Genomic DNA, 15,934 nt, shown 5'->3' on the forward strand with positions numbered 1-15,934 from the left:
AGGGGCAACTCCCCGTGGGTTTCTGTGATTACCCCCTGGCCGACAAGCTGTGCGCTGTCGGCGACGCGGTGGATTTCGCTTCGGATCCCGGCAAGGCCATCGGTGACTGGTTGGCGAAGTCCGCCGGTGAACTGGCCGCCGCCGCAGCCGACTTGGCTGCCGAAGCAGTCGACACCACCACGAAGGTGGATCTCAACGCATCGTGGTTCGTCGACAACTACGAGATGCTGCTGCCACTCGGCCTGGTCCTGCTGGTCGCCACGTTCTGCGCGCAGCTGGTCCGGGCCGCCGTCCGGCGCGACGGACAAGCACTGACACAAGCGTTCACCGGCACCATGAGCGGCGTCCTGTTCGCCTTCTGCGCCATCGCCCTGACCACGGTCGCCGTCGAGGTGGTCGACGCCGTCTCCGACGGCTTGTTCAAGACCGCACACCTGAACATCGAGTCAGCCGTGCGCCGCATCGTGAAGGTAGGCCAGATCCCGTCCCTGTCCGGGCTGGGCTGGCTCGTCCCAGTCGTCGTCGGCCTCGGTGCCGCCATCGGCGCCTTCCTGTACTGGTGCGTGATGATGGTCCGCAAGGTCGGCATCCTCGTCATGGTCACGCTGGCCGTCTTCGCGTCCGCCGGCGGCGGCTGGGAGGTCGCCCGACGCTGGCGCAAGGGCTGGATCGAGGCCACCGCCACCCTCGTGGTCTCCAAGCTGCTGATGACGGTGATCTTCGTACTCGGCATCGCCGCCATGGGTAGGACCGAGGCCAAGGACGGCATCGCGGCCCTCGCCGACGTCATGTCCGGCATCGTGATCATGATTCTGGTCCTGCTGTGCCCGTACGCCGTCTTCAAGTTCGTCCACTGGGCGGCCGACGGCACCGACGGCGAGTCCATCCACCGCGCAGGCGGAGCCGGAGCCCAGATCGCCAAGGCTCACGCCGAGAAGGCCGCCCGCAAGGCCGCCGCAGCCGCGGCCACCGCCGGAACTGGTGGCGCTGCCGCCGGAGCAGGCGCTACACCGCAAGGCCCTGACGCCGCTGGCGGGGGCGGCTTCCCCGGCGACATTGCCGCCAACCCGACCGGCGGAGGCGGAGGGGGCAAGGAAGGTTCGCAAGGCGGCGGAACGGGCGGCTCGCCCGGTGGCGATGCCATCAAGTCCGGCCTGGAAAAGGCAGTACAGCCCGCGCCGACGAGTGTGTCCGACAACACCAGCGGCCAGATGGGAGGCAGCCCGGGGGCGGGCGGAGCCGGGGCGAACGCCGCGTCCGGCATGGGCGGCGGATGGCAGTCCGTCCCCCCGACCACGACCCCGCCGCCGCAGGGCGCACCACCGTCCTCCGGTTCACAGAACGCTGCGTCCAGCGGGGCGAGCGGACCACCGCCGCCTCCGACCGGCCTCTGATCCCCTGCCCGACTACCGGGGGCGGGATGTGCACGCCACCTCCCGCCCCCGGGTTCCACCCGCGCCTCCAGGACCCGACCTTTGACTGATCTGTCCGTCGCCCCGGTCACGGTGAAGTTCCCGCACCGGTCCCGCCGCGGCATCCTCCTCGGCCTCTCCCTGCCCCAACTCATCCTCGTCTCATGCACGTTGGCCCTGCTGCTGATGACGGTGATCTCCACCGGACTGCTCGGCGCCGTCGCCCTGGCCCCCCTGTGGGCGGCATCCGGTGCACTCGTCGCGATCCGCCGACACGGCCGCTCCCTGATCGACTGGGCGCCGATCGTCGCCCGCTACGCACACCGCCGCCGCACCGGCCAGACCCTCTGGCTCGCCCGGCCCGTTACCCGGCCCCGGCAGGACGGCATCCTCCATCTGCCCGGCACCGCCGCCTCCCTCAAGGTCGTCACCCCCGGCGACTCCGCCAACGGCGCGGCTGCCATCCACGACCCGCACCAGCAGACCCTGACCGCCATCGCCCGCGTCACCAGCCACGCCTTCGCCCTCCTCGACCCCGCCACCCAGAACCACAACGTCACCAGCTGGGGGCGCGCACTCGCAGGCATCGCCCGCACAGGTCACGTCGCCACCGTGCAGGTGCTGGAGCGCACCGTCCCCGACAGCGGCGACACCCTCCACCGCCACTGGACCCACAACGGGCAGCCCCAGGCCCCCGTCGCCGGACAGATCTACTCCGAACTGGTCGCCTCGGCCGGCCCCGCAGCCGCCCCGCACGAGACCTACCTCGCCATCTCCCTCGACCTCAAGGCCGCCCGGCGCCTGATCAGCCAGGCCGGCGGCGGGCTGCCAGGGGCGTTCACCGTGATGGAGCAGACCACTGCGTCCATCGCCCAGGCCGCCCGCAACGCCGGGCTTCAGGTCACCGGGTGGCTGACCGCGCGGGAGATCGCCGCCGTGATCCGCACCGCCTACGACCCGGGGGCGCTCGGTGCACTCCAGCAGTGGTCAGAGACCGGCCGCGCCGAGGCCGATCCTGCCGCCGCCGGGCCTGTCGTCCAGTTCGAGGAGTACGACCGCCTCGCCACTGACAGCGCGCGGCACGCGACGTACTGGGTGGAGAACTGGCCGCGCACCGAAATGGGAGCCGGGTTCCTGCACGGGATCATGTTCACGGCCGGCGTGCGGCGCAGCCTCTCCCTCATATACGTGCCGCAAGGGCTCGAGTCCGCGCTGCGGGACGTCCAGCGGAAGAAGGCGGCGATCATCGCCGATGCCAACGAGAGGGCCCGCCGGGGACAGGTCGACAGCGAGGAAGACTCCGTCGAGTACGCCGACGTCAAGCAGCGTGAGCGCCAGCTCATCGCCGGGCATGCCGACGTGGCTCTGACCGGCCTGGTCACAGTCACTGCCGAGACCGACGCGCTCCTGGACGCCGCCTGCGCACAGATCGAGACCCACGCCGTCACCTCGGGCGTCGATCTGCGACGGCTCAACTACCAGCAGCCGGACGCCTTCACCCTCGCCGCGCTCCCGCTCGCTCGGACCGCCCTGTGAGTCGGGCTCGTCCCTGCACCGTTGCCACCAGCACCCTGGCCCGCTGCACTTCGATCACTCGCGACGGACCACCCGTCGCCGCCCTGCCTCCCGGCAGGAAGGACCACCACCTTTGACCTCCCGCACACCTCCGGACAACGCGCACCCATACCTCCGCGCCGCGAGCGCCGGCGTCCGCCACCACACCCGGGCCCTTGCCTCGTCGGACGCCGCCCCGCCCCTGCCGGCGGACCGCCTGCACCTTGACGTACTGCACGCCCACCTCACCGCCCTGCACCAGCTCCTGGACCGCCTCGCCGTAACCACCCGTCCGCCGCACCCCGCCGCCGGCCGTCACTTGGCCAGCGCGCACACCCGCCTCTGGCAGGCCACCAGCGAGGTCCACGCCGCCTTCCACCTGCTGCCCAGCACCACCGTGGCAGACGCCGAGGCGAGCGCCTGCCATCCAGAACAGCTACCCGAGGGGCCGCCCGTACTGACGATCTGCCAGCGCCACCTCGCCGCCGGACACGTCATCCGCCGCAAGACCACCCCCACCGACCTTCGCCCGCACACCACGGCCTGCGTGCGATGAGCACCACCCGCAGAATCGAAGGCCCTCGATGAACCACCGGCCCGCCCGTCGCGCCCGTCGCGCGTCCGCCAGCCCCCTGTTCACCCCCCACGGCACCGACCGTGCCAGCCGCAAGGCCGCCCGTCGCCAGCTCGCCGCGGCCACCGCAAAGGCTCGCGCCGAAGCCAGCGTCCACCAGACCGCGAGCACGTCCGCCGCCCACGAGATGCCCACCGCGCTCTACCCGGCGAGCGGACGTCCCGGACCCGCCTCCGCGCGGGGGAGCCGGCTGAAGCTGCCCGCCCACCGCATGACGACGGCCGTGGCCGCCGGCGCATATCCCTTCCTGGCCGAAGGCGGACTCGGCGCGGAGGGCATCTACATCGGGCGCGACGTCCACGCGGAAGCATCCTTCGTCTTCGATCCGTTTGCGCTGTACGGCAAGGTCGAGGGATTCACCAACCCGAACCTCCTGCTCGCCGGGGTGATCGGCCAGGGCAAGAGCGCGCTCGCCAAGAGCTTCGCGCTGCGCTCGGTGGCCTTCGGATACCGCGTCTACGTCCCGTGTGACCCGAAAGGCGAGTGGACGCCGGTGGCGCAAGCCCTCGGCGGCCGGTCCGTCGCTCTCGGCCCCGGCCTGCCCGGCAGGTTGAACCCCCTGGACGCGGCCCCGCGCCCGCAGGGCATAGCGGAGGCCGACTGGGTCGGCGAGATCCGCAAGCGGCGCCTGCTCCTGCTCGGTTCCCTGGCACGGACGGTCCTGGGCCGGGACCTGATGCCCATGGAGCACACCGCCCTGGACGTCGCCCTCGACGCCGTCGTCACCCGCGCCGCCGCCACCGGCCGCACCCCGCTGCTCGGCGATGTCGCCGCCGCCCTCAACAACCCCCGCGCGCTCGACGAGGCCGCCGGGATGATGTCGGGCCAACTCGGCGACGCCGCACGCGACCTAGCCCACGCCATGCGCCGCCTCGTCCACGGTGACCTGGCCGGCATGTTCGACGCCCCTTCCACAGTCGCCTTCGACCCGCACGCACCGATGCTCACCATCGACCTCTCCCGGCTCGGCGGATCCGGCGACGACACCGCACTCGTCCTGGCGATGACCTGCGCGAGTGCCTGGATGGAATCCGCCCTCTCCGACCCGTCCGGCGGCCGGCGCTGGATCGTCTACGACGAGGCGTGGCGGTTGATGCGGCACGTCGGCCTGCTGCAGCGCATGCAGGCCCAGTGGAAGCTCTCACGCGGCCTCGGCATCGCCAACCTCATGGTCATCCACCGGCTGTCCGACCTGCTCACCGCCGGCGACGCAGGATCACAGGGCCGGGCCTTGGCCGAGGGCCTCCTCGCCGACTGCAGCACCCGCATCATCTACCGCCAGGAGACCGACCAACTCCATGCCGCGGCCTCTCTTCTCGGCCTATCCTCCGTCGAAATGGACGCCATCGCCCACCTCAACCGAGGGCGTGGCCTATGGAAAGTCGCCGGACGATCTTTCATCGTGCAACACCTCCTGCACGCGTACGAGCTTGCACTCTTCGACACCGACGCTCGAATGCATATAAACGCAGGAGGCTCATGAATCCCGATGCCCAACGCGAACTGATCCCCCGTAACCACACACTCCACCTCATCGACGCGCTCGACGTCATGACGGCCAAACTCCTCGACGCCGCCGAGCAGTGGCACCTGCTGGACGACACCGGCCGGGTGCCAGCCGCGCCGTCCTACGCCGAGCTGTCGGTGCCCGAAGACGCCCGCACGGTGCTCTACGGCTGCTACTTCCAATACAGCCCGCACGAGTCGGCATTCGTGCTGCCCGCCTCCTACAGCACCACCGACCGCGCCCTGCTGATCCAGACCGCCGTCCGGCTGCTCACCGCCCAGGGCATCGGCGTCAACTTCCGCCACGCCGCCCCCGCTTCCGCCCGCCCACCGACTCGCCCGCCCACAGCGGCGCTGGGCACGCAGCCGACGGCAGGCACGCCGTCCTCAGCACGGCGGTAGACGCCCCCACCCATCCTGGAGTTCCCGCTGTCCGATCCTGACCAGCGGATGCTGCTGCACGACATGGCCGACCGGCTCAATACCGTGGCCGACCACCTCCCGCTCCCCGACCAGATCCCACCGGACCCGGCCCTGAGCGAGATCCTGGACGACGAGGTCCGCCACCTGGCCCAGCTGCTGACCTACCTCGTCGGCGAGAGTGCCTTCCGCCACCGGGCCACCGCCCGCTACCCGACCCGCATCACGGCCACCCACCGCCGCACCACGCTCGCGCTCGTCCAAGCGGCCGAGCCCACCGGTGCCGCGCTCGCCGCCCTCGGCGCCGCCGTCCACCACCTCGGCCTTCACGCCGACCTCACCCGCCAAGCGCCTGGTCCCACCCGCACCCGGGCGATCGCCTCCGCGCACCAGGGTCTCGTGGACCGGCTCGGTGAGAGCCGCACCTGCCTCGCCCGCGCCGCGAAGCAACTGCGTGCCGCCGCCGATACCCGCCCGGCACCCGCCGTGACCGCGCCGTCCCCGCCCGCGGCATCCCGTATCCGCTAATCCGCTACTTTCCCGGAGCTCCCTGATTCCCCTGCACACCTCAGCCCGCCGTTCCGCCCTCCTGGTCACCGCTGTATCCGTCGCGCTGACCGCGTCCGCCTGCGCCACCTCCGGTAGTCCCGACGCCCACATCACAGCAACGGCCCCTCGCAACGCCTCCCCCGCGCCGACCGCCGAGCCGGCGCTGACGAAGAAGGAGGCCCTCGCCCAGATCGCCCACTACTCGAAAATCAACAACGAGGCCAACACCGACCGGAACCGCCACCTGCTCGACACGGTCGAGGACGGCCCGCTGTACGCGATGTCCATATCGGATTACAGAGAGACCGAGGGGCTTCCCGCGGCAGATCACAAGCCGTACAAGCCGTGGTCCTACGACTTGGCGAGCGCCGAGCTGTACATCCCGCGCCTGAGAGTCGGGCAGGACCGCTGGTTCGCCGCCGCGCTCTCGGACCAGAAGGGCAAGGCTCCCTCGCGTCTTGCAGTGTTCGTCGAACGGCCCCAGCACAAGCGTTGGGAGATGGTCTCCGTCGTCGACCTCGACAGCCAGAAACTGCCCGACATCGCCCTCGACCGGGACGGGTACGCGACGGCCGTCGCCGCCGACGGCAACAAGCAGCTGGCAGCGGGCACCGACCTGCTGCGCACAGCCGTGCTTGACAACTTCGCCACCGGAGGCGCGCACACCGGGACGAAGGTCTTCGCGCCGACCAAGGCGAGCAAGCGCCAGATCGAGGTCCACCACAAGGCCGGCACCCGCTACGGGAACCAGGGCATCACCGTCTTCGCCGGCGCCGCGAACCGCCACACGGACGCCTACGCCCTCAAGACCACCGACGGCGGCGCGCTGATCCTCTTCTCCCACACGCACACCCAGACCGACGCCGTCGCGCACTCCGGCCTCCAGATCAACCCCGGCAAGGACGACCGGGCCTGGCTCCACGACGTGCCCCGCACCTCCATCACGTACACGTTCGTGTGCAACGACGCCGCCACCGTCCCAGCGAAGGCCGAACCGTCCCGACTGATCGGCTACACCTGCGCCCGCGTCAACGCCTCCGGCCCCCCGGTCGACTCCTGGTCGAACCGCGCGTAGACGCACCGCCCCTGACGCGTCGCACCCCACCTTGACGGCCGCCCAACGCACGGCCCCTCTTGCTCGATCCGGAGAACTCCCTGTCCACACGTTCCTTCATCGCCCGCCCCACCACCGGCACGGGATACAGCGGCATCCACGTCCAGCTCGACGGCCTACCCAGCCACCACCTCCCGCTGCTCCTGGCCGCCTACCAGTACAAGTTCGGACGCAACGTCGAGGCCATGTGCCGGCACCTCATCGACGACGTCGCCGTCGGCTGGGGCGAGCTGGGCACCGATCTCCTCGACGGCGCCCCGCCCACGCTTGTGGCCGCGCTGACCGGCGGCGAGCAGTGGCCCAGCCGCACCCTCGACCACCTGATCACCCCGGACGGCTTCCCGCCGGTGCGGATGTCGGTCACCGCCTATACCGCCGACGTGCAGGACATGCAGTGGGGGTACGTCCTGCACAACCATGGCGTCGAGGTGATCAGCCTCCTGAACGAGGACATCGGCCCGGTCGTGGACTGGGACACCGACCCGCTCACCGTTTTCAACGACCACCCGGCGGCCTGGTCCTCCCTCGACCCCGCGCCAACTATCCGACTATCGCGCAGCACGCCGCCCCCGAGCGCCCCCGCCGCAGCCCCGGCGAAGGTCGGCACCCCGCGCCCCGCCGCCCGCCGCTAGTTCTCCTCGTCTTCCCGGAGCCCTCCCTGTCCCCGCACACCACGCCGCTGATCACCGTCGTCATCGCCAGCCGCCTGCGCGAAGACCGGCTGGAGTATCTGACCGCCATGCACGCCAGTCTTACCCGGCAGTCCGTGCCGTGGGAGGCCGTGATCGCCCTGGACGGTGCCTCGCCCGACCGACTGCCCGCCCCGCTCGCGCAGGACCCCCGCATCCGCACGCTTGCTCTGCCCCGCCCGGTCGGCGCCGCCTGCGCCCGGAACCTGGCCCTCACCCATGTCCGCACCCGGTACACCAACTGGGCTGATGACGATGATGAGTTCACCGACGACGCCATGTCCGTACGGCTGAAGACCCTGGAATCGACCGGGGTCGGCTGGTGTGCGGGATGGAGCGAGGACCGGCACCCCGACGGCTCGACTACCCTGTGGCGCTGCCCCACGCCGCCCGGTCGGCACGAGGCCGGCGACGTGTGGACGTACTGGAAGTCGCCGGCGGACACCATCCCCATCGGGCCGACAACGATCCTCGCCCGCACCGACCTCGTGCGCGCCGCTCCAATGGGCCGCCTCGTCCAGGGCGAGGACTACTGCGCGGCCCTCGGCGTCACTGCTCTTGGGCCCGGAATCCTGCTGCCGGTCCCCGTGTACAGATATCGCAAATGGGGCGGGCAGATGACGGCCCAGGTCGGATACGACCAGCTGGACACGGCAGCCCGCGAGCACGCCTGGGACTACGGCCGCAGCCTGCGCGCCGCCCTGCCCCGCCGTGAGGACCTCGTCCATGGCTGAAGCACAGATCATCCTGTCGCACAGCCGGGAGTCTGGCATCGTCGCCATCGCCTCGGGCGAGCAGTACCCGTGGGCACACACCGCCCTCACGGAGAGCGGCTTCCGGCGAGACGACGAGGGCGTCTACCACCTGCCGGCAGATGGCACCGGGACCACCGTGGTCGATCTGGTCACATGCGCAAAACGGCACCGCACCAGCGTGCACACGAGCAGCCGGCGCTTCATCGGCGATGCCGCCCGCGACCTCGCCCGCCAACTGCCGGGGCAGTGGCATGCCTCAGTCGAGATCTACTCGCACCCCGCCTGGCAGGAAGACCTCGTGCCCTGGATCTGGGACAGCGGCGAACTCGGCCGCGCCCTCCAGAGCGAACGCATCCCCTACGCCGCCACGCTCACCGACACAGTGCACGGCACCACGCTGCTGTTCATCGAGCGCCCCGGCCGCCAACTCGACTACCTGGTCGGCGCCTTCGCTCCAGAGTGCCTCGAAGAGGGGTACGGCGATCCGCACGCCCCGCACAGCATCGTCCTGCCGCCGTTCGCCGGCCGCGCGGCCCAGGCCGTCGCCGACCGGTATCTGCCCTCCTACGAGCAGGCCGTCCACGCCCGCCGGACCGCGGCCATCGCCGCCGTACTCGGGGACATCCGCTCCGAGCGCGACACCTGGCAGGCCAAGGTCGCCTCCGGCCGCTACAGCGACGCCACCCCTCTGAGCGCCGCCGCTCTCGGCTCCGTGACCGAGGAATTCCTCGACCATGCCTGGCGCCGTTTCCTCGTCGTCGTCGACCACGCCCCGACGCTGATCGACCGGTGCCGTCCTGCCAGCAGCCCATGGCCCGACGACGCCACGGTGCTGTCCCGCCTGGCCGACGCCGTGGCTGATGCCGAGGCCCTGCTCGACGAGGTGGTCCACGGCGGTTCTGTGCCGCCGCAGGAGCGCCGTGCACGCGCGTGGCCGGCCATCGAGACCTGGCTCACCGACGGCGAGACGTTCTTGCGTCAGGCCCGCGTGAGCACACCTCACCGCCGCCCGGCTCTTCCCGTCGCCGCGCCAGCCCGCCCCCTCACCACGGCCCGGCCCACGCAACGCAGTCGCTGACAGTTCCACTCCGACAACGCGAGGAGAATCCCGCCCCCTTGCAACCCGGCACCCACTTCGCCTTCGGCGACCACGCCACCCATGGCTTCGTTGCCTCCTTCACCTCCTCGGTGCCCGCGCACCTCGCCCACTGGTACCTGGTGCGCGAGCAGTTCGAGCCCGTCCCCGATGAACCCGGCTTGTACCGGCTCAGCGAGCCCGAGCGCGACGGCCCCCGCCGCACCCGCCAGGCCGTCCACGATCTCCGCCGCCAGGGCTACACCATGCAGGCCGACATTTGCCTCGACCCATCTATCTCCGCGGGCCCGCCGCGCCCTGTCCGACCCAACGGGCTCCAGGAGCGCCGCAGCCGTCTCGCCCAAGCCGCCGCCGGGCGAACGACACAGCGCTCCACACCGCCCACCACCTCCCCGCCGTCGGCCCGGCCGATCCCGCCGAAGCCCACCTCCGCACCGACCGTCCACCTGGCGGCTCCGGGCGGCGTGCGGTCCCGATGACGCCCGCGAGTAATCCGGTCGCCGACGGCCCCTTGACGACACCGGAACTCGCCAATGCGGCCCGTGACTTCCGGCTACGGATGGCGGTCATCGCCCGTGAGACCGAGGCCGCGCTCGACATCACACGCAACCGCTTCGGCCGCACCGTCCATCCGGACGCCGCGGCAGCCGCACGAGGGCACCGCGACAAGGCGGCGGTGGAGGCGTACACCACCCACCTCTCCCCACACGCCGAGGCTCTGCTCGATGCCGCCCGCCTTGTACTCGACGAGCTGCCACCCGCCCGGCACCTGGCCGGGTGGCGGACCGTGCTGGACGGCCTGGCCTCCTCCGCCGCCGAGATCCGCCGGGCCCTCGACCGGCCGGCCGCCCCCGGCTCCCCGGCCGAACGCACTCAGCACTCGGCCCTGTGGCCCCACCTCGCCGCCTGGGCGGACCACAGCTCCATCGCCAGCAACCTCGCCGACCAGAGCGATGGCCAGCACCACAAGGCTCCGCTGGTCGACGAGGAACAGCGGATGTGGACCGAGATGGCCCAGGCAGCGCAGAGGCGAGGCGAGCTGGAACTGACCGAGTCGTGGTACGCCGCCGACGGGCAGCCGATCACCCTCGCCCACCTGATCGAGGACGACGACTCGACGCTGGTCGCGCTGCGAGGCGACCCGGACGCACCGGGCTGGCAGGTGATCGGGCACTACGCGCACGAATACGAGGCAGGGAAGGTACTGCCCGCCCCGGTCCCGCCCGGCGTGCTGCGCGCGGACGTCTCCCGGTTCAACCGCCCGGCACCGGCCCCGGAGGTGTCCCTGCAGGAACTCATCCGCGACGTCGTCGAAGGCCAGACCGCAGGAGACGCCTCCGATGCCCTACTCGGCGCCGTCCAACGCGGCTACGACGCCGGCCCGATGATCCGCCTCCAGGAACTCCTGGAAACAAGCAGCCAGTTCGCCAGCGCCCTGGAGACCGTGCAGGGCCGCCAGATCGCCGCCCGCCTTTCAGCGCTGGGCCGGCAGATCGAGTTCCTCACCCGCGAAGTCGAAGAAGCTGCCGAGGGCCTCGGCGCGACCGTCGCCGTCCTGCCTCCACACCGCACCCCCGCGCTGCGCGCCCCACCGGGCCCCGCCGTGGATACCACGCCCCGTGCCAGCACAACCGCCCGCCACCGCTGAACACCGCCCCCGGCGCCTTGCCCCGATGCCGCGTTCCTCGCCGGGTGGCTCCCGCTTGTGGCTCTGCCGGGGCCCATCGCGGCCACCGTCGCGGTCGCCGTGCGCGGTGCGTTCCTGACCGTCGTGGTCGCCTGCGCCTGCGTGACCACGGACACTCTTGCCCCGGCGGGCCGGTCCAGCGAGGCATACCCGTGGCTGATCCTGTCGGTCGGCGTCGGACAGTCCGCCGGTACCGCCTTGCCGAGCAGTCGCTCGCCAGCGCTGTGCTCCCCGCCGCTACAGCGGCCTTCTCGTCGTCCTTCTCGCCGCGCGCCGACGTCTCGGCCCCGCCGGACAGCTGCCGTGCGGCCGACACCGCCGCCCACTCCGAGGCCGGCACAAGACGCCCTGATCAGGGCGCAACTCCACCACTTCCAACCCGTTTGAGGAGACCCGTTTATGGCCGTGCGTACGCAGTGGACCGTGGAGCACGCCTGCTCCCACCGTGTGGATCATGACCTGTCCAATCGTCCTGCCGACAAGCGAGCCGGTTTCGCCCGATGGCTCGCGTCGAAGGACTGCACCGACTGCTGGAAGGCGGCGCGCGACACCGACACCGTGTCCAAGCAGGAGTGGCTCGCGGCGAAGCGCGCCGAGGAGCAGGAGGCGGCTGTCGCCTGGGCGAAGCAGTTCGACATGCCGCAGTTGGAGGGCCCGGAGAAGGCCCTGGACTGGGGCGAGCGCTCCCGACACCAGCTGATGACTGCCGCACACACCGCGCTGGTCATAGAAGGGAGTTGGGACGAGACGGACTGGGCGGCGCTGGAGGAGAAGGCCCGCTCCATCACCCGTGCCGGATGGTGGATCGACCAGCGCGATGCCGAAGGCACTGACCTGCTCGAACTCCTCGACGCAGCCACCGAGGCAGACCGCGGGACGGAGAACCCGTTCCGCTGACGGCGGGGGAACATAGCCGGGAAACGCCGGTTAGCCAAACCGGCGTTCCTCCGGACCATTGTTCCTCCACCCCGCCACCGACTGCGTGGAAGGAACCGCATGTCCCAGCCCCCGCCCACTTCGGCCTTCGCGCCGACGCCCGACCCGCTCACTCCCGACCGGGATATCACCCACGCCCACTTCCAGGCCGGCGACACCGTCGTCGTCTTGAAAGGGGTGGCCGGCGGGGAACTGTGGGGCGATGCGATGCGCGTCGTGGCCCCGTCCTGGCACACGCCGACCGACGAGGACGGGTGGCGGCTGCGTGATGCGACCGGCGGCACTCAGTCCTACGTCACCGGCCACCCCCGCTACCTCGTGCACCTCTCGCGCCGCTGCCCGGACTGCCTGATCTACCTGCAGGCCATGGAGGACGCCCTCCTTGCACGGTTCGCAGGCCGCGACGAGCTGATCGACTGCGGCTGGTACACCACCACCGCCCTGGGCCAGCTCGTGCACATTGCCGACATCCGGAGCGGCCGGTGATCCCCCGCCTGCACGAGCGGACCCACCGGCCCCACGACCCGCTCGCAGAGGCGCTCGGCCGGCCGGTCTCACCGAACGAGGGCCTGACGGAGTACGCGGTCGTCGCCCACTGGCCGGGCCTGGATTACTTCACCTTGGCCGACGAGCAGAAGACCTGGACAGCCGTCCAGTGGGCCGAGCACCTCGAAGACCCCTACCTGGAGCACCCGCTCGCCGCCAGCCCAGAAGACGACCGGCGGGCGATCCTCCACCTCGACGTCCGCCTTCACCCGGACGACCGGGAACTGACAGGACGCGAGTGGGCCGAAGTCGCTCACCGGCTTGCGCGGGCCGCCGGCATCGAGATTCCCGGTAAAGATCACGGCTGCCGGTGGATCGCCGTCCATGCCCAGCCCGGGCGTCTCGACCTGATCGCCAACCTGATCCATCTCGACGGGGCGTGGCACGCCCCTCCCACCGACAAACTGCGGCGCCTTGCGAACGAGGCGCGTCGCATCGAGCAGGACCTCCACCTGATCCCCGTTCGCTCCGGCCCCGCTCCGCGGCCTACCATTCGCTCCGCGCCCACGGCATCGGCCCAGCTCGCGAGCGTCCTCACACAGCTCGCTGACGAACAGGCAGGCCCGCTGGCCACGGTGCGCGGACTCGTCGAGCACACAGCGCACCGGATCGCCCGCCAGCCAGGAGCGGCCAGCAGCGATACGGCACCCCGCCTGGAGCTGATCGCCCGCCGCCTCCATGCCATCCAGCAGGACCTGGACAGCACCGCGGCCCACCTGGTTCAGCCTCCTGCCGTCGCCGTCCCGGCCCCCATCCGGCACACCGCTCACCGATCACCGTAGGCGAAACGTCTTCTTGCCCCGTACCGACCGCTTCCTGGCCATCCGCCGCGACCCGCATTCCGGCCGCAGCACCTGTACCGGGGAAGTTCCGTCGACCGAGCAAGAGCGCTCCGCCGTGTGCGCCTGCCCGCCCCCGCCACGCACGCTCCCTGCCCCGCCGCCCCCGTTGGCCGCCGGACTGCGCCGCTGACTCCCACCTCGCCCAAGGACACCATGCACGACCACGACACCTCCGAGCGCCTCGCCTCGTACGCCGACGTTCTCGCCGGCGAACTCCCTGACACCTGGACCAGCTCCCACCTCCCGCCGGACGCTAAGGACGACCTCGCCGAACTTGCCGACCGTATATGGGACCTGGACCTGGTAGCCGCATCCTTCGCCGAGCACCCGCTGCAGCAGGCCGCCGTCCTGAACCGCGCGGACGGAGCCCAGCTCGTCGTCCTTGACCGGCATGACGAACGCGAGGGATTCCTCATCGCCGCCGTCGCCCCCCGCGCCCTGCCCGACGAGGCGTACCGCGCCGTCCCCGAGCCCAACGGCATCGCCCTGGCCAACGACCCGTTCCTGAGCGCCGAGCAGGTCGTCGGCGACTTGCTCGCTCGCTACGACAGCGCCCTCGCCCAGGTCCGCCACAACGCCCTGGGCGGCATCCAGCCCTCCCAGCCGGACCGGGTCGTCCTTACCTGGCAGCAGGACGGCAGTGTCGCCGCTGCCCCTGCCGACGACCGTGCCGGCACCATCCTCATGGCCCATGGCTTCGTCCAGGACCCGCAGAGCGGCATCTACCGCCTCAACGGAGACGACACCCAAGCCCAGGCCCGCGCCCTGCGCGAGCTCGGCCCGCAACTCGAGGCACTCGGCATCGGCACCGCCCTCCAGCACCCCGCGTGCCGGACCACGCCCACCGCCGCCCCAGCGTCCATGCCGCCGGTACCGGCTGGCAGCCGTACGCCGGCCATCAGAGGTCGATGAAGCAGCCGGAGCCCGACTTCTGGGTGCTGGAGTACGTCACCATCACCAAGGACCCCCCGCACCGACCTGGTCGTCGCCATCGGCGGCACCGAGAAGGCGGCGGACATCGTCCAGCGGACCGGGGGCTTCCTCTCCGCTGCCGGACTTCGCGGGGACTACCACCGGCTTCCACATGGCCTGCCCGTCGAGCAGCAGCGCCTGAAGGCAACCACCGCTTCATACGCCCTGCTCGCCGCCGGTCACAGCGTCCACCTCGCACCCTCCCTGAACATGCTGGCCACACCAGACGGCGAACGCGACGCGGCCCTGCGCTACCTGGCCCGGCTCGCCGAGCGAGTCGCTGCCGCCGAGACCAGCGATAGGCAGAGGTCCTGACCGAGGTCGCTGCCCCCGTCCATGGGCTGCTGACCCTCACCAGGGAAATGGTCGTCCGCGCCTGGATCTCCGCCGGTGACCTCCAAGGGTCCGCACCCGGCGAGGAACTCGAGCCGATCGCGCGGCTCGAGGACACTGCGAGATCCATGAGCGAGGCCGCCCACGTGATCCTCCGCGCCCGCAATCACGCCGCACGGTCGGCGCGGTGGCCGGCCGCCGCACCGCCGCCGAGCCGCGCCCAGTCCTCGGTATCCCGCCGCCGTTAACCCCGGAGAGAACTGCATGGCCAACCTGGCCGACGAGTACGGCACGGACGTCGAGATCTACATCAAGGCTCTGACGACCACCATCCACGCCGACACCCCGACCGGCGCCCCAGCCAAGCTCCACGAACTGCTGGAAAGTCTCGGCCTGGAGCGCCACGCATACCCCACGGACGCCCCGCTCTACATCTGGCACATCATGCCCGAACACCTCGATGCCGACGAGCAGAAGCGCCTGGTGACCCGCGCCATCCCTGCCCTGCTTCTGGCCGGGTATGAGGTCAACTGCGCGCCTGGTGTCTTCGACGAAGCCACCTATCGGCAGGCCGTGCACGACATCCGCACCCGTACGGCCCGCCCTGCCGCGCTGCAACGGGCACCGGTCGGCTGCCCCCCGCGCCACGCACCGGCCCGCCGTACTCCGTAATACGCCCGGGCGGCCCCGGCATGACGCCGGGGCCGCCCGGCCACCGCACCGCCCGATTCCCGGAGAACCCAGTAGTAACCCGCACACCCCCACCGATCAGCAACCGGCTCAAACCCCGGCTCGCCACGGCCCTGTTCCGTCGCTACCTGCGCGCCTGCATTCCCACCGGCCCCGACCGCGCCACCCCGCTGGCCGGCGCCCGCCCGGAGGGCGTCCT

General features: G+C 71.3%; 17 protein-coding genes. All 17 read left to right on the forward strand.

From position 1 onward, the window contains the following. Positions 1-14: 14 nt before the first annotated feature. The 17 genes from ABT254_RS38920 to ABT254_RS39000 all read left to right on the forward strand — a co-directional run bounded on the left by ABT254_RS38920 (position 15) and on the right by ABT254_RS39000 (position 15,717). On the forward strand, positions 15-1,394 hold the full coding sequence (locus tag ABT254_RS38920) for an SCO6881 family protein (protein ID WP_351481345.1): 1,380 nt from the start codon (positions 15-17) through the stop codon (positions 1,392-1,394). An 81-nt stretch (positions 1,395-1,475) separates the two neighbouring features. Continuing rightward, positions 1,476-2,948 carry an SCO6880 family protein gene (locus tag ABT254_RS38925; protein WP_351481348.1) on the forward strand — a complete coding sequence of 491 codons (1,473 nt, stop codon included), beginning with the start codon at positions 1,476-1,478 and terminating at the stop codon, positions 2,946-2,948. A gap of 112 nt (positions 2,949-3,060) precedes the next feature. Beyond that, positions 3,061-3,522: a DUF6238 family protein gene (locus tag ABT254_RS38930; protein WP_351481351.1), complete on the forward strand. Its 462-nt coding sequence runs from the start codon at positions 3,061-3,063 to the stop codon at positions 3,520-3,522. 28 nt (positions 3,523-3,550) lie between these two features. Continuing rightward, positions 3,551-5,083: a VirB4 family type IV secretion system protein gene (locus tag ABT254_RS38935; RefSeq protein ID WP_351481354.1), complete on the forward strand. Its 1,533-nt coding sequence runs from the start codon at positions 3,551-3,553 to the stop codon at positions 5,081-5,083. Further along, a complete protein-coding gene (locus ABT254_RS38940; RefSeq protein WP_351481357.1) occupies positions 5,080-5,508 on the forward strand; it encodes a hypothetical protein in 429 nt (142 codons plus the stop codon). The genes ABT254_RS38935 and ABT254_RS38940 overlap by 4 nt, the downstream gene beginning before the upstream one ends. A gap of 48 nt (positions 5,509-5,556) precedes the next feature. Next, complete coding sequence (locus ABT254_RS38945) at positions 5,557-6,054, forward strand: hypothetical protein (RefSeq protein WP_351481360.1); 498 nt, start codon at positions 5,557-5,559, stop codon at positions 6,052-6,054. A 184-nt stretch (positions 6,055-6,238) separates the two neighbouring features. Then, a complete protein-coding gene (locus ABT254_RS38950; protein ID WP_502972130.1) occupies positions 6,239-7,150 on the forward strand; it encodes a DUF8094 domain-containing protein in 912 nt (303 codons plus the stop codon). Between the two features lie 98 nt (positions 7,151-7,248). Continuing rightward, entirely contained in the window at positions 7,249-7,821 is a 573-nt protein-coding gene (locus ABT254_RS38955) for a hypothetical protein (protein ID WP_351481532.1), read from the forward strand. A 47-nt stretch (positions 7,822-7,868) separates the two neighbouring features. Then, positions 7,869-8,612: a glycosyltransferase family 2 protein gene (locus tag ABT254_RS38960; protein WP_351481534.1), complete on the forward strand. Its 744-nt coding sequence runs from the start codon at positions 7,869-7,871 to the stop codon at positions 8,610-8,612. Then, on the forward strand, positions 8,605-9,711 hold the full coding sequence (locus tag ABT254_RS38965; RefSeq protein WP_351481366.1) for a hypothetical protein: 1,107 nt from the start codon (positions 8,605-8,607) through the stop codon (positions 9,709-9,711). The genes ABT254_RS38960 and ABT254_RS38965 overlap by 8 nt, the downstream gene beginning before the upstream one ends. Positions 9,712-9,749: 38 nt before the next feature. Then, a complete protein-coding gene (locus ABT254_RS38970) occupies positions 9,750-10,208 on the forward strand; it encodes a hypothetical protein (protein WP_351481369.1) in 459 nt (152 codons plus the stop codon). Then, positions 10,205-11,377, forward strand: coding sequence for a hypothetical protein (locus tag ABT254_RS38975; protein ID WP_351481371.1), 1,173 nt, complete (start codon positions 10,205-10,207; stop codon positions 11,375-11,377). Before ABT254_RS38970 ends, ABT254_RS38975 begins: the two co-directional genes overlap by 4 nt. Before the next feature lie 438 nt (positions 11,378-11,815). Then, entirely contained in the window at positions 11,816-12,313 is a 498-nt protein-coding gene (locus ABT254_RS38980) for a hypothetical protein (RefSeq protein ID WP_351481373.1), read from the forward strand. 99 nt (positions 12,314-12,412) lie between these two features. Next, positions 12,413-12,838, forward strand: a complete 426-nt coding sequence (locus tag ABT254_RS38985) for a hypothetical protein (RefSeq protein WP_351481376.1) — start codon at positions 12,413-12,415, stop codon at positions 12,836-12,838. Further along, a complete protein-coding gene (locus ABT254_RS38990; protein WP_351481379.1) occupies positions 12,835-13,680 on the forward strand; it encodes a relaxase/mobilization nuclease in 846 nt (281 codons plus the stop codon). Before ABT254_RS38985 ends, ABT254_RS38990 begins: the two co-directional genes overlap by 4 nt. 213 nt (positions 13,681-13,893) lie before the next feature. Beyond that, positions 13,894-14,652: a hypothetical protein gene (locus ABT254_RS38995; protein ID WP_351481381.1), complete on the forward strand. Its 759-nt coding sequence runs from the start codon at positions 13,894-13,896 to the stop codon at positions 14,650-14,652. Positions 14,653-15,309: 657 nt separating this feature from the next. Then, positions 15,310-15,717, forward strand: coding sequence for a hypothetical protein (locus tag ABT254_RS39000; protein WP_351481383.1), 408 nt, complete (start codon positions 15,310-15,312; stop codon positions 15,715-15,717). Positions 15,718-15,934: the final 217 nt, after the last annotated feature.

Origin of the sequence: Streptomyces sp. NPDC001137 (assembly GCF_040298885.1) — a bacterium.
In the GTDB taxonomy this organism is placed as follows: domain Bacteria; phylum Actinomycetota; class Actinomycetes; order Streptomycetales; family Streptomycetaceae; genus Streptomyces.